This window comes from Shewanella sp. DNRA4 (genome assembly GCF_012843185.1).
GTDB classification, from domain to species: Bacteria; Pseudomonadota; Gammaproteobacteria; order Enterobacterales; family Shewanellaceae; genus Shewanella; species Shewanella xiamenensis.
Map to the genome: position 1 here is coordinate 21,415 of NZ_JABAIP010000007.1, position 13,966 is coordinate 35,380.

The 13,966-nt window shown below is 46.5% G+C and carries 11 protein-coding genes; 5 read left to right on the plus strand and 6 right to left on the minus strand.

The annotated features are described in order from the left end of the window. Window positions 1-3 precede the first annotated feature (3 nt). The 3 genes from edd to zwf are packed head-to-tail and all read right to left on the minus strand — an operon-like array spanning window position 4 to window position 4,023. Window positions 4-1,830: a phosphogluconate dehydratase gene (gene edd / locus HG547_RS08910; RefSeq protein WP_088585636.1), complete on the minus strand. Its 1,827-nt coding sequence runs from the start codon at window positions 1,828-1,830 to the stop codon at window positions 4-6. Between the two features lie 12 nt (window positions 1,831-1,842). Continuing rightward, window positions 1,843-2,541, minus strand: coding sequence for a 6-phosphogluconolactonase (pgl, locus tag HG547_RS08915; RefSeq protein WP_037418721.1), 699 nt, complete (start codon window positions 2,539-2,541; stop codon window positions 1,843-1,845). Window positions 2,542-2,550: 9 nt separating this feature from the next. Beyond that, the gene (gene zwf, locus HG547_RS08920; protein WP_169547654.1) at window positions 2,551-4,023 is read right to left on the minus strand and encodes a glucose-6-phosphate dehydrogenase; all 1,473 of its coding nucleotides are present in this window, start codon (window positions 4,021-4,023) and stop codon (window positions 2,551-2,553) included. 312 nt (window positions 4,024-4,335) lie between these two features. Between zwf and HG547_RS08925 the strand changes: the two genes are divergently transcribed. Next, the gene (locus HG547_RS08925; protein ID WP_011072455.1) at window positions 4,336-5,190 is read left to right on the plus strand and encodes a MurR/RpiR family transcriptional regulator; all 855 of its coding nucleotides are present in this window, start codon (window positions 4,336-4,338) and stop codon (window positions 5,188-5,190) included. Window positions 5,191-5,375: 185 nt separating this feature from the next. Next, window positions 5,376-6,815 carry a pyruvate kinase gene (pyk, locus tag HG547_RS08930; RefSeq protein ID WP_037418713.1) on the plus strand — a complete coding sequence of 480 codons (1,440 nt, stop codon included), beginning with the start codon at window positions 5,376-5,378 and terminating at the stop codon, window positions 6,813-6,815. A 140-nt stretch (window positions 6,816-6,955) separates the two neighbouring features. On the opposite strand, the gene HG547_RS08935 is transcribed toward pyk, so the two are convergent. Beyond that, on the minus strand, window positions 6,956-9,235 hold the full coding sequence (locus HG547_RS08935; RefSeq protein ID WP_169547655.1) for an acyl-CoA dehydrogenase: 2,280 nt from the start codon (window positions 9,233-9,235) through the stop codon (window positions 6,956-6,958). 16 nt (window positions 9,236-9,251) lie between these two features. Next, complete coding sequence (locus HG547_RS08940) at window positions 9,252-9,890, minus strand: TetR/AcrR family transcriptional regulator (RefSeq protein ID WP_037429545.1); 639 nt, start codon at window positions 9,888-9,890, stop codon at window positions 9,252-9,254. 218 nt (window positions 9,891-10,108) lie between these two features. Here HG547_RS08940 and HG547_RS08945 point away from each other — a divergent pair, with 218 nt between their 5' ends. Continuing rightward, a complete protein-coding gene (locus HG547_RS08945) occupies window positions 10,109-11,959 on the plus strand; it encodes a M2 family metallopeptidase (protein WP_169547656.1) in 1,851 nt (616 codons plus the stop codon). Between the two features lie 144 nt (window positions 11,960-12,103). On the opposite strand, the gene smrA is transcribed toward HG547_RS08945, so the two are convergent. After that, complete coding sequence (gene smrA / locus HG547_RS08950; protein ID WP_140906667.1) at window positions 12,104-12,694, minus strand: DNA endonuclease SmrA; 591 nt, start codon at window positions 12,692-12,694, stop codon at window positions 12,104-12,106. A gap of 132 nt (window positions 12,695-12,826) precedes the next feature. Here smrA and HG547_RS08955 point away from each other — a divergent pair, with 132 nt between their 5' ends. Together HG547_RS08955 and HG547_RS08960 are read left to right on the plus strand one after the other, a co-directional pair. Further along, window positions 12,827-13,402 (plus strand): hypothetical protein, encoded by a 576-nt coding sequence (locus HG547_RS08955; RefSeq protein ID WP_037418700.1) that lies wholly within the window; start codon window positions 12,827-12,829, stop codon window positions 13,400-13,402. A 29-nt stretch (window positions 13,403-13,431) separates the two neighbouring features. Then, on the plus strand, window positions 13,432-13,926 hold the full coding sequence (locus HG547_RS08960; RefSeq protein ID WP_169547657.1) for a YchJ family protein: 495 nt from the start codon (window positions 13,432-13,434) through the stop codon (window positions 13,924-13,926). Window positions 13,927-13,966: the final 40 nt, after the last annotated feature.

Genomic DNA, 13,966 nt, shown 5'->3' on the forward strand with positions numbered 1-13,966 from the left:
GTATTAGTAAAGTTCATCGATGGCGCTAGTACTGCGCGCACCGGTTTCTGGACTGCTTAAGTTTGAACGCAGTGCCCCAAATAACTCACGACCCATGCCATAACGAGAATGGCGTAAATCAATTTCAGCGGCAGTTCTGGCTGCAAGCACGGTGTCTGAGACTAATAAACTCAGCTCGCCGGTCAGCGCATCAACACGAATTAAATCGCCGTCTTGTACCTTGGCAATTAACCCGCCATCAATCGCTTCTGGGGTTAAATGAATCGCCGCAGGCACTTTGCCCGATGCACCCGACATACGACCGTCGGTCATCAGCGCCACTTTAAAGCCTTTATCCTGTAGTGAACCTAGCAGCGGCGTTAGTTTATGCAGCTCTGGCATACCATTGGCTTTCGGCCCTTGGCCTTTCACCACCACCACACAATCTCGGTCTAATGCGCCGGATTTAAATAACGCATCGAGTTTGTTTTGATCGTCAATCACCACAGCGGGCGCTTCCACCACTCGATGCTGCGGTTGAACGGCAGACACTTTTATCACCGCGCGGCCTAAGTTGCCCTTAAGCAGTTTTAAACCACCGTTGTTTTGGAAAGGTGTAGCGACAGAGGTTAATACTTCGGTATCTAAGCTGACGGTTGGACCATCGACCCAGCGCAGTTCGCCATCGAGTAATTTGGGCTCTTGGGTGTAACGACGTAGACCAAAACCTGCAACTGTGTTGACATCCTCGTGCACTAAGCCCGCATCGAGTAATTCCTTGATAAGGAAAGCCATCCCGCCCGCGGCGTGGAAATGGTTAATGTCTGCATGACCGTTTGGATAAACCCGAGCCAGCAATGGCACCGCATCGGATAATTCAGAAAAATCATCCCAGTTGACGATAATGCCCGCTGCACGCGCCGCCGCCACGATATGCATGGTTAAGTTTGTTGAACCACCGGTCGCCAGCAATGCAACAATGCCGTTCACTATCGATTTTTCATTAACAATTTCACCAATTGGACTGTACTGAGTGCCCAGTTCGGTTAAGCGACAAACCTGCTTAGCCGCCATTTTATTCAGGGCTTCACGCAGTGGATCGTCAGGATTCACAAAAGATGAACCGGGCAATTGTAGGCCCATGACTTCGAGCATCAATTGGTTTGAGTTAGCCGTACCATAAAAGGTACAAGTACCCGCACTGTGGTAAGACTGCGCTTCCGCTTCGAGTAGTTGTGCTCTATCGACCTTACCTTGGGCAAATTGCTGACGAATACGGGCTTTTTCCTTGTTAGGAATACCCGATTTCATCGGGCCTGCTGGCACAAACAGCATAGGTAAATGGCCAAAACTTAACGCACCAATCAATAAACCGGGCACGATTTTGTCGCAAATACCAAGGAGTAAGGCGCCATCGAACATATTGTGGGATAAGCCAACCGCGGTTGCCATGGCAATCACTTCACGACTCAGTAAGCTCAGCTCCATCCCAGGTTGACCTTGAGTCACGCCGTCACACATGGCGGGAACACCACCGGCCACCTGCGCAACACTACCCACTTCCTGACAGGCCTTTTTCAATAAATCAGGATACGTTTCATAGGGTTGATGTGCCGACAACATATCGTTGAATGCAGTAATAATCCCGATATTGGCCTTCGTCAATTGACGTAATGCGTTTTTATCATCTGGGTTACAAGCCGCAAAACCATGGGCTAAGTTACCGCAGCTTAACGAGCTACGGTGTACGCCATGGTTACGGGCATCGTTTAATGCAGCAAGGTATGCTTCACGTGATGCTTTGCTACGGGCAATAATTCTGTCGGTAACAGATTGAACGACTGAGTGCATGAGAGTGACTCCTTAAGCGCTCCAGAACACGTCAACGGGCGTTTTACGCTGCGCTAATACGGCTCTGATAGGCATAGCATTAACATCATCATTTTCTAAGGCTTGACGATATACGGATAATTTCTGTTCCCCAACCAAATGCAGATAAATCTGACGGCTATTGAGGATCGCATTCTTAGATAATGTGATCCGACCATGGGGCGCCGTGGTGGGATTAGTTGCCACGCACAAAGCTTGAGTAGTTAAGGCATCGTTTAACTCAGCACTGCAAGGGAACCATGAGCAAGTGTGACCATCGTTGCCCATCCCGAGCACCACCACATCGAAGGGACGCGGGAAGTTAGACAGCAACTCGGCGGTCATATCGGCGCCCGCTTCGGCGGTGGAAAACATATTCTTCAATCCACGGAACTTGGCATTGGCCGCGCGGTTTTGCAATAAATGCTCGCGCACTAAACGTTCGTTAGAGGCGCTATCTTCGACATCGACCCAACGCTCATCGGCAAGCGTAATGTAAACATCACTCCAGTCGATAGATTTCATGCTAAGTAGCTCAAACAGTTTCAGCGGCGTTGAGCCGCCAGAGACCACTAAACTCGCCTTACCACGGGCATCCACCGCCTCTTGTAACTGGCTAGCGATCTTATTCGCTAACTGTTGCTCGAGCGCAGCAGGTGTATCAAAGGATTTAAATACGGTTTCTTTAATCATCAAAGCCCCCTATTCATCCCACGAACGACCGTCTTTGGTGATCAGCGCGACGGAAGCCACGGGGCCCCAAGTGCCCGCAGGATAAGGTTTCGGTTTTTCATTGCTCTGTTCCCATGCTTGGATGATGCCATCAACCCATGTCCAAGCTTGCTCCACTTCGTCTCGGCGAACGAACAAGGCTTGATTACCGAGCATGGCTTCAAGCAATAAACGCTCGTAGGCATCGGCAATGCGCTCGTTTTTGAAAGTATCCGAGAAACTCAAGTCGAGTTTGGTGGTTTGCAGACGTTGTTTTTGCTCTAACCCTGGCACCTTGTTCATCATCTGGATCTCAACCCCTTCGTGTGGTTGCAGACGGATGGTTAACTTGTTAGGTGGCAAGTTACGGTAGCTAGAGCGATACAAGTTATGCGGTGGATTTTTAAAATACACCACGATTTCAGAACTCTTAAACGGCATGCGCTTACCGCTGCGCAGATAAAACGGCACGCCAGCCCAACGCCAGTTATCAATGTCGACACGCAGCGCCACAAAGGTTTCAGTATGCGAGTGTACGTTCGCCCCTTCTTCTTCCAAATAACCAGGCACTGGACTGCCCTTGAGGAAGCCCGCACTGTACTGACCACGGACGGTGTTTTCATACACATTGTCAGCATTAATCGGCCGCAGCGACTTCAGTACTTTCACCTTTTCATCGCGGATACTGTCAGCATCTAAGTTAACAGGTGGATCCATCGCAACCAGCGTCAACACTTGCAGTAAGTGGTTTTGGATCATATCGCGCATTTGACCAGCTTTATCGAAGTAACCCCAACGGCCTTCGATACCCACTTCTTCGGCAACCGTGAGCTGGACATGGTCAATGGTCCGGTTATCCCATTTAGAGGCAAATAAGGAGTTAGCAAAACGCAGCGCAATTAAGTTTTGAACTGTCTCTTTACCGAGATAATGGTCGATACGGTAGACTTGGCTTTCTTTAAAGTAGGCAGAAACTTGATCGTTAATCACTCGGGAAGATGCGAGATCAGAGCCAATGGGTTTTTCGAGAACGACGCGCGAGTCGCTGTGGATCAGATTTTGTTCATGTAAACAGCGGCAGATATCCCCAAAAATCGACGGCGGGGTGGCAAAGTAACTGACCATGACGCGCTCTTCTGGTTTGAGCAATTCATGGAAGGCGCTGTAACCTGCTGAATCAGTAAAATTAGTGCCGACATAATGACAACGGGACACGAATCGGTTAAGCGTTTCTTCGCAGAGGGGCTCTTTGACGAAGGTGTTTAACGCAAGAATGACTAACTCTCTAAACTCATCCTGACTAAATTCATCTTTTGCGACACCGATCACCTTAGTATCTTTGTCGAGAAGTTCAGCCTTATCTAACTGGTATAAAGAAGGTAACAACTTGCGTCTTGCCAAGTCGCCTTTAGTACCAAAGAGTACGAAGTCACAAGCTTTGGCGCCTGATGATGTTTTGCCCATTGCGTTACGCTCTCCTTTGTATGTCGTGTCCCTTCATGCTAATGAAGGAATCCACACTTTTGTTGTAATATAACAACAGAATTTGTTAAATGCATCTCTTTTTATCAATATTAACATTCTAGCTAACTAGGCACCTAAGGCATAAATCTGATATGATTTTTGTGCTTAAATTACTGATGATAGTAAATTCTTATTTCAAAAAACGACGTAAAACTTACTTAAGCAATCTTGATTAGTGGGATCGTCAAGCTGATCTGTGGCACTAAACAAAAAAAAATAAAATTACATACTCAATTTAGCGGACATACGCGTATGAATACCCTAGAAAAGGTTCAAAAAAGCCTCACCCATTTTAGTAAGTCAGAACGCAAGGTTGCAGAGGTCATCTTAGCCTCTCCGCAAACAGCTATTCACTCCAGTATCGCCACACTCGCTAAGATGGCAGATGTCAGTGAACCTACTGTGAACCGTTTCTGTCGCCGCTTAGATACTAAAGGCTTTCCTGATTTTAAGTTACATCTGGCACAAAGTCTCGCAAACGGCACGCCTTATGTGAGTCGCCATGTGGAAGAAGATGATTCTCCCGAATCATACACAACAAAAATATTCGAATCTTCAATGGCTTCCTTAGATACTGCCCGTCAAAGTTTAGACGTAGCGGCCATCAATAAAGCCGTTGATATTCTGACTCAGGCCAAGACAATTTCATTCTTTGGCTTAGGAGCATCAGCCTCAGTCGCCCATGACGCACAAAATAAATTTTTCCGTTTTAATGTGCCTGTCATCTGTTTTGACGATGTTCTGATGCAACGCATGAGCTGTATCAACAGCAATGAAGGCGATGTTGTGGTTTTAATTTCCCACACAGGCCGCACTAAGTCATTGATCGAAATAGCACGTTTAGCAAGAGAAAACGGCGCTGCCGTTATTGGTATTACGGCTCGTAACTCGCCGTTATCGATGGAATGTACACTGCCTGTGACTATGGAGGTGCCAGAGGATACAGATATGTATTTACCTATGGCCTCGCGTTTAGCGCAATTGGTGACTATAGATGTATTGGCGACGGGTTTTACCCTACGCCGCGGCCCTCGTTTCCGTGATAATTTAAAACGGGTAAAAGAAGTGTTGAAAGAGTCTCGTATCAATAAAGATCCGATACTGTAATTCACTTCCTATCTTTAAAAAGGCTAGCGCAAACCCTACGTCTAGCCTTTTTTAAAGCAAATTTCAGCGATACCTCACAATTTTAAAACATAACTTCAGATCAATTTGATTGTAACTTTACTACATAATTTGGAATTGCATGCTAATATAGTCACAAGATTTTTTTAACTTTAACGGAGTATCTTATGTTCCGCAGAACCAAAATCGTCACCACCCTGGGCCCCGCCACTGACCGTGACGATAACTTACGCCGCATTATCGCGGCAGGTGCAAACGTTGTTCGTCTTAACTTCTCCCACGGCTCCCCCGAAGATCATCTCAAACGCGCGACTCAAGCTCGCGAAATTGCAAAAGAATTAGGTGTACATGTAGCGATTTTAGGTGACCTACAAGGTCCTAAAATCCGTGTTTCTACCTTTAAAGACAACAAGAAAGTCCAACTGAAATTAGGCCAAGCTTATATTCTTGATGCTGAACTCCCCAAAGGTGAAGGCGATGAGAATCAAGTCGGTATCGACTATAAGCAATTACCTGATGATGTGAATGTTGGCGACATCCTGATGCTCGATGACGGCCGTGTCCAACTACGTGTTGAGCGCGTCGAAGGTCGTAAAGTCCATACGACGGTAACGGTTGCGGGTCCTTTATCAAACAATAAAGGGATCAACAAGCAAGGTGGTGGTTTGTCCGCTGCGGCACTGACCGAAAAAGACAAGGCTGACATTCTCACCGCAGCGATGATCCAAGTGGATTATCTAGCCGTTTCCTTCCCACGTAGCGGTGCCGATTTAGAATACGCACGTTCTTTAGCACAGCAGGCTGGTAGCAATGCACTGATCGTCGCGAAAGTTGAACGTGCAGAAGCGGTTGCTAGCGATGAAGCAATGGATGATGTGATTTTAGCCTCTGACGTTGTCATGGTTGCCCGTGGAGATTTAGGGGTTGAGATTGGTGATGCAGCACTTGTGGCAGTGCAAAAGAAACTCATCGCCCGTTCACGTCAGCTCAATAAAATCGTCATCACTGCGACCCAAATGATGGAGTCAATGATCTCAAGCCCAATGCCAACCCGTGCAGAAGTGATGGACGTGGCAAACGCCGTGCTTGATGGTACAGACGCCGTGATGTTATCAGCCGAAACCGCTGCCGGTGACTTCCCTGAAGAAACGGTTAAAGCGATGGCGAATGTGTGTGTTGGTGCAGAATCTCACCCAAGTGTGAAAGTCTCTAAACACAGATTGGATGCACGTTTCACTTCAGTTGAAGAAACCATCGCCCTATCGACTATGTATGCGGCAAACCACCTAGAAGGTGTTAAAGCGATTATTGCTTTAACAGAATCAGGTGCAACACCTAAACTGATGTCGCGTATCAGTTCATCTTTACCAATCCTTGGCCTATCTCGCCATGACACAACACTGGCGAAGATGGCTCTGTACCGTGGTGTATTACCGATTTACTTCGACTCAACGATCTATCCAGCCGATGAGCTCGCACAAAAAGCATTAGAATCATTAACCAAAGCGGGTTACTTACACAGCGGTGACTTAGTGTTAATGACCAAAGGTGATGCGATGGAAACCATCGGTGGCACTAACACTTGTAAAGTGCTAATCGTCGCTTAATCTTTGCTGATTGGCTTTCGCTAGACGAAAAAGTTAGGCTAAAAGTCATTAAACTTAAAAACAAAAACCACCTCAGTTGAGGTGGTTTTTTTATCTCTTGTAAGGGTGAGAAACTATTGTAGTCGTGCTAGCAAATCAGATTATAAGGCTTCAAAATCATTCACATTGATAGCGGCTAAACGTAACTTATCCGCATGCAATAGTGTTTGATGTTCTTCGCTATTAATCGTGCCCTGCTCTAGCGCTTTAGCAAATAGAACCAAGTTTGGTACTTTTGCAGGTAACTCACCGCTGCGCTGTGCTTTTTTGAGCTTTTTGTAAATCTCTTTACAGGCATACTGTGCTACAAACGCTTGTTCTACTTCAGCAATACCACCCACATCGCCTTCAAACTCAGGACAAAGGAAGGTAATGCGCTCGCGGGCAGGACTTGGTTTTAACATGCCAGAGACAAGCTCAGTCGCCATTTTATCGCTCGGCGCATTAAAATGATTGCCGATCGGGAAAATGAGTGCTCGCAATAACCAAGCAACTGGACGATTGGCGAAGTTGCGGATCACATCCTCTAGTGCTTTCGCCGCTAAGTGCAGGCGATTAGCCATTACATAACGTACCGCAGGTAAATCATCCTGTTGGCGACCATTGTCTTCAAATAGTTTTAGCGTTGCAGAGCCTAAGTACAACTGACTCAATACATCGCCCATCCGTGCAGACAACATTTCCTTGCGTTTTAAATCGCCGCCCATAATCAACATTGAAATGTCCGTCATAAAGGCCAGCGCCGAAGACAAACGCGACATATCTTTGTAGTACTGTTTGGTTTCGCCACTTACGGGTGCGCTACCAAAACGGCTCGCAGTTAAGGCACTAAATAATGCACTGAACGCGTTACGCGTCGCATACCCCATATGGCCCATCAACAACGAGTCAAAACGCGCAAGCGCCTCGTGCTGATTTTCCATAGCTGCCGCTTCCATTTCGGCCAAAACATAAGGATGGCAACGGGTTGCGCCTTGACCAAAGATCATTAACGAGCGGGTAAGAATATTCGCGCCTTCTACGGTGATCGAAATTGGATTCGACATATAAGGATGGCCGAGGTAGTTTTTAGGCCCTAATTGGATCCCCTTACCCGACTGAATATCCATCGCATCGTTCATAACAGCTCGGCCAAGTTCAGTCATGTGGAACTTCGCAATAGCCGTCACCACTGAGGGTTTGACTTTAAGATCAATCCCCGTGGTGGTTAAACGACGTGCAGCTTCTAACTGGTAGGTATTGGCAATAATACGAGCAAGGGCTTCTTGCACCCCTTCAAACTGACCAATCGCCATACCAAATTGGTGGCGCACATAACTGTATGCAGTGGTGGTTTTGGTTGCCATATGGCCTGAAGCAGTTGCCAGCGCTGGCAGAGAAATACCGCGACCCGCTGATAAACATTCAACCAGCATGCGCCAGCCTCTGCCCGCAAATTCTGGACCACCAATGATCCAATCGAGCGGAATAAAGACTTCATCGCCCTGGGTTGTACCATTCATAAACGCCATATTAAGTGGATTATGACGGCGACCAATCACCACGCCAGGGTGATCCGTTGGGATCAACGCGCAGGTAATACCAAGATTCTTTTTATCACCTAATAGACCGTCAGGATCGCGCATCTGGAAGGCTAAACCCAATACCGTTGCAACAGGTGCTAAGGTGATATAACGCTTATTCCAGGTTAATTTAAGGCCTAAAACCTCTTCACCGTTAAACTCACCACGGCACACAATGCCCACATCTGGGATTGCGCCCGCGTCACTGCCTGCTTCTGGGCCTGTTAACGCAAAGCAAGGTATTTCATCGCCTTTCGCTAATGCAGGTAACCAACGTTCCTTTTGCTCTTCTGTGCCATAGTGAGTTAATAATTCACCAGGGCCTAATGAGTTAGGTACCATCACAGTTACCGCAGCACTCACGCTACGACTAGCTAACTTGCTCACAATCGTCGAATTGGCATAAGCCGAAAACGCTTTACCACCAAATTTTTTCGGAATGATCAGCGCAAAGAAGCCTTCTTTTTTGAAATAATCCCACAGCTCTGGCGGCAAATCTTTACGATTATGGACAATGTCAAAATCATCGATCATTGTCAGGGCCGTCATGACCTGATTATCAATAAAGTCCTTCTCTTCTGCCGTCAGCGTTGGCTTGCCGTAGCTGTGCAGCGTGTTCCAGTTCGGATTACCGCGGAATAATTCCCCTTCCCACCATACATCGCCCGCTTCCATCGCTTCGCGCTCAGTATCGGATAATGGCGGTAACACTTTTTTGAAAAAATGGAAAACTGGCTGGGTGATAAATTGCATTCTGAGGCTTTTTACTGCAAACAGCGCAATAACAGCTATCAGGGCAATAATTATAATCGTCAACATAATCAAGACCTTTTTATTAAGAAGCTACGGGAACTGATACGCCCGCGGCCATGTAGGGGATCACTTTACGGATCACGGCTTCAATATCGTTGTGCTCGCCAAATTCGGCCGCAGCAATATCGTTTAAGGCGTCAGCTGAAGCCATAGTGAAAACGATTGTGCCGAGGGTAAAGTGTAAGCGCCAAAACATCTCTGCCTGAGGAATATGGGGAGCACTGGCCGATACCGCCTTCACAAAGGTATCTAGATGTTGTCCATAGTGGGTGGTGATAAACCAGCGCAGATGCCCTTGGCTTTCGATATAGCCTCGTCCAAGTAGCTGTAGGAAAATCGTGGTACCTTCCGTGCGCAAGTCATTTAAATCCAATAACGGATCGACTAACGCCGATAAAATATCCTCTAGCGAAGCCTGAGAGGATGCAGTATGTAAACGTTTTATAGCCGTCGATGCTGCGGGCATAAAAACGTCTAAATAGCGGGCTAACACTGCACGGATTAACTCTTTTTTAGAGCCAAAGTGATAATTCACCGACGCTAAATTGACCTCTGCCTTGCTAGTGATAAGTCGTAATGACGTCTCAGAAAAACCTCTTTCAGCAAAGAGTTTCTCTGCAGCATCAAGTATTCTTGTTTTTGTATCAGATCGACTTGCCATTCCGTGACCTTGAATTAATTTAAAACACTCGTTTAAATTAAACATTGGTATGGTCATTGTCAAACGAAAAATGACCAAATAAGCTGCGTCACAACAACGAGGCTTAACAAGCCAATCACAGTGATTGCAAAAAAGAGCCAAAAGCCATCAAGTTTTATTCAAAATACAATCCACTTAGGTAGAATGTGCAACACAAAAACAACAGCGGATTGCAATACATGACTATTCGATTAAATCATCCCACGACACTCGCGCTCACCATTACGCTAACCTTAGGATTAAGCGCCTGTAATGATGCACAAAGCAAGGCCGATGCCACTACAGCTAACAAAAATGCGCCCGATAAAGCCCAGGCCATTGCCTTTATACAAGATGCGGAAGCGCAAATGGCGCAGTTATCTATCGAAGCGAATCGTGCCGAATGGATTTATAGCAATTTCATCACCGAAGATACCGCAGCATTATCGGCCGCCGTGGGTGAAAAAGTCAGCGCCGCTTCCGTTAAGCTTGCTACTGAAGCCGCAAAGTATGCCAATGTGGAACTCGATCCCGCCAATGCGCGCAAACTGAATATTCTGCGCAGCGCACTTGTGTTACCGGCGCCGCTGGATCCCGCCAAAAATGCTGAGCTGGCGCAAATCAGCTCCGAACTCAATGGGCTCTACGGTAAAGGCAAATATTGCTTCGCCGATGGCAAATGTATGACGCAACCTGAACTGTCGACCCTGATGGCGGAATCACGGGATCCCGCTAAATTACTTGAAGCGTGGAAAGGCTGGCGTGAAATTGCAAAACCAATGCGTCCGTTGTTTCAACGTGAAGTGGAACTCGCTAACGAAGGCGCAAAAGACTTAGGCTACGCGGATCTTTCAGAATTATGGCGCAGCCAATACGATATGAAACCCGATGAATTTTCACAGGAATTAGACCGTTTATGGGGACAAGTTAAACCCCTCTACGAATCCCTGCATTGTTATGTTCGCGGCGAGCTGAATAACGAATACGGTGACGCCATTGCGCCGAAAACAGGCCCGATTCCGGCACATTTGCTAGGGAATATGTGGGCGCAGCAATGGGGTAATGTGTACGATCTCGTCGCCCCGAATGATGCCGATCCAGGCTACGATGTGACAGAATTGCTCGCGCAGAAAGGCTATGATGAGCACAAAATGGTCAAACAGGCCGAAAGCTTTTTCACCTCTTTGGGCTTTGCGCCGCTGCCAGACAGCTTCTGGAGCAGCTCTTTATTCTTGCAACCGAAGGATCGTGATGTCGTTTGTCATGCCTCGGCGTGGGATTTGGACAACCTCGATGATATTCGCATCAAGATGTGTATCCAAAAAACCGCTGAAGACTTTACCGTTATTCACCACGAGCTTGGACACAACTTCTATCAACGTGCCTATAAACAACAACCTTTCCTATTTAAAAACAGTGCCAATGATGGTTTCCATGAAGCCATTGGTGACACGATCGCGCTATCTATCACCCCAAGCTATCTAAAACAGATTGGTTTGCTCGAAGACGTACCCGATGCTTCCAAGGATATTGGCTTATTGTTAAAGCAAGCTCTGGATAAAATCGCCTTCCTGCCCTTTGGTTTGATGATTGACCAGTGGCGCTGGAAAGTCTTTAGCGGTGAAATCACTCCAGCGCAATATAACCAAGCCTGGTGGGAATTAAGAGAAAAATACCAAGGCGTTAAGGCCCCGACTGAGCGCAGCGAAGCCGATTTTGACCCAGGTGCAAAATACCATGTACCCGGTAATGTGCCTTATACCCGCTATTTCCTCGCACATATTCTGCAATTCCAGTTCCATAAGGCGCTGTGTGAAACGGCTGGAGACAAGGGCCCAGTGCATCGATGCAGTATTTACGGCAATCAAGCGGCAGGAGAAAAACTCAATAAAATGTTAGCGCTTGGTGCAAGCCAACCTTGGCCCGTTGCCTTAAAAGAAGTCACAGGAACGGAAATGATGGATGCGAGCGCAGTACTCGATTATTTTGCGCCGCTTAAAATCTGGCTTGATGAGCAGAACAAAGCTGCGAATCGTCAATGTGGCTGGTAATTAAGCCTCAGGTGCGAGTCATATCCACGCCTTAAACTAAACCAATAAAAATGCCCAACGATGTTGGGCATTTTCTTTTTAAGCTTCGGCATTAATAACGAACGCGAGTATCAATCAGATAAAATCAATGCGTTCAGAAGCCTATTAACGCCAACCCATTCCCTTACGATTTGCTTCTTTATTCTCAATCTTAAGCTGCTCGGATTTAGTGAGCATCACATATAAGGCGCCCGTGCCGCCCTGCTCGGTTTTCGCAGAATGGTAGGCAAGTACCATATCAAGCTGAGATAACCAGTGACATACCGCTGATTTAAGCAATCCAGCCACGGGTTTACTGTTATGGCCTTTACCATGAATGAGCATCACACAACGTTCACCATGGGCCTGCGCCGCTAACAAATAATTGAGTAACGCATCTCTGGCCTGACTCAAACGGTAGGCATGCACATCTAACTCCATTTTAATACTGTACTGCCCCAGCCTTAAGCGCTTAAAAACAGCCCCCTGAACCCCTTCACGCTTAAAACTGGCTATATCATCGGGTGCCATAACCGGGATCAAGCTTAAATCCAGCGGCATACAAGCTAAATAAGCCTCACGTTGCAGCGCATCACGGCGCTGAATTTGCTCATCCGTTAATGCCTTAGGTTGTAAATTCACCACCTTGACATCACCTTTAAGTGGCACAACTCCCGCCATTTCTTCAAAAAATAGTGCCGATTCATTATCCAGCATGGCAAGCTCCTCCACTCTTCACACTCAGTGTGCACTTTTACAACAGAAACACACTTTGTAAACATTCACCCCTTTAGTTCAGCGGGCGCCTCCATTATAGTGGCGCCATGAATGCTTGATTAGAATAATGTAATGAGATTTTTGCTGCTAGCCCTGATATGCCTATTGTCGCTGCCGAGTTTTGCGACCCCCTCAAAAGCCAAGACCAGCATGACAACAGATCAATTGATAAATGCGAATTATCCTTTGTTTACTCAAGCATTTAATGAACTTAATCACGACGTCACTGCCGAGATTTATGCTAAAGACGCAAGTTATCTGTCAGAAAGTCAAAGTAAAGAAATTTATTATGGCCGTGATAATATTGTCGCTATTTATCAGCGCTTTTTTGATAAAATCCGAACCAAAAAGGCCCGTATCGATATCGACTTTCGGGTGCTAAACCGCAAATTATCAGGCAACAGCGCGTTCGACACTGGCTATTATTTAGTGCGTTTTTATCCCGCCGAAGAGACTGGCGAACCCGTGAGTGAATTTGCAGGCAAGTTCGTCATTGGCACACAAAAAGACACCCAGCACCGCTGGAATGTCACCCTTGATATGAACAATCGAGCCGAGCCTAGTTTTTATTTGAATGCGAAGCCTGTGCCAAATCTTTACTATGGCCGTCAGTTTCCGCCATTACCTGACAGTAAAAAACCAAAGTAATAATCTTTATTATTGAGCAAGTTACACTCATGACACCAGAAGCCTATTGTCCCTGTGGCAGCCAAAAACCTTATCAGCACTGTTGTGAAACTTTGCACCTTAATGTTGATTCAGGGACTCAAGTGGCCACCAGTCCCGAACAACTAATGCGTTCACGCTACTGCGCATTTGTGTTGAAAAATTTTGATTACATTATTAAAACTCACCATGTAGACTTTCTCGATGGCTTAACCTTCGAACAACTACAGCAAGGCCCACATCCACATTGGTTAGGGCTTGAGGTCTTAGCTGCGAATGAAAAAATCTATCCCGATGGTACTCAACGCGGCAATGTGACCTTCAAAGCTTGGTATAAACTCGCGGGTGAGATTGATGCAATCTATGAACTATCTGAGTTTATATTTGAACAGGGCCGTTGGTACTATACCCAAGGACAACAAATGCAGGCCAAACGCCCTAGGCGCAACGATCCCTGTGTTTGCCAGAGTGGTAAGAAATTTAAACAGTGCTGCTTAACACGATAGTTGTTGATGAAAGTATCGACTCATAAAATAAAGGCAATCA

Coding starts and splice junctions, on each gene's coding strand:
- HG547_RS08960 (WP_169547657.1), top strand. CDS start 13,432: ATGACACCAGAAGCCTATTGTCCCTGTGGCAGCCAAAAACCTTATCAG.
- zwf (WP_169547654.1), bottom strand. CDS start 4,023: ATGGGCAAAACATCATCAGGCGCCAAAGCTTGTGACTTCGTACTCTTT.
- HG547_RS08940 (WP_037429545.1), bottom strand. CDS start 9,890: ATGGCAAGTCGATCTGATACAAAAACAAGAATACTTGATGCTGCAGAG.
- HG547_RS08945 (WP_169547656.1), top strand. CDS start 10,109: ATGACTATTCGATTAAATCATCCCACGACACTCGCGCTCACCATTACG.
- HG547_RS08925 (WP_011072455.1), top strand. CDS start 4,336: ATGAATACCCTAGAAAAGGTTCAAAAAAGCCTCACCCATTTTAGTAAG.
- edd (WP_088585636.1), bottom strand. CDS start 1,830: ATGCACTCAGTCGTTCAATCTGTTACCGACAGAATTATTGCCCGTAGC.
- smrA (WP_140906667.1), bottom strand. CDS start 12,694: ATGCTGGATAATGAATCGGCACTATTTTTTGAAGAAATGGCGGGAGTT.
- pyk (WP_037418713.1), top strand. CDS start 5,376: ATGTTCCGCAGAACCAAAATCGTCACCACCCTGGGCCCCGCCACTGAC.
- pgl (WP_037418721.1), bottom strand. CDS start 2,541: ATGATTAAAGAAACCGTATTTAAATCCTTTGATACACCTGCTGCGCTC.
- HG547_RS08935 (WP_169547655.1), bottom strand. CDS start 9,235: ATGTTGACGATTATAATTATTGCCCTGATAGCTGTTATTGCGCTGTTT.
- HG547_RS08955 (WP_037418700.1), top strand. CDS start 12,827: ATGAGATTTTTGCTGCTAGCCCTGATATGCCTATTGTCGCTGCCGAGT.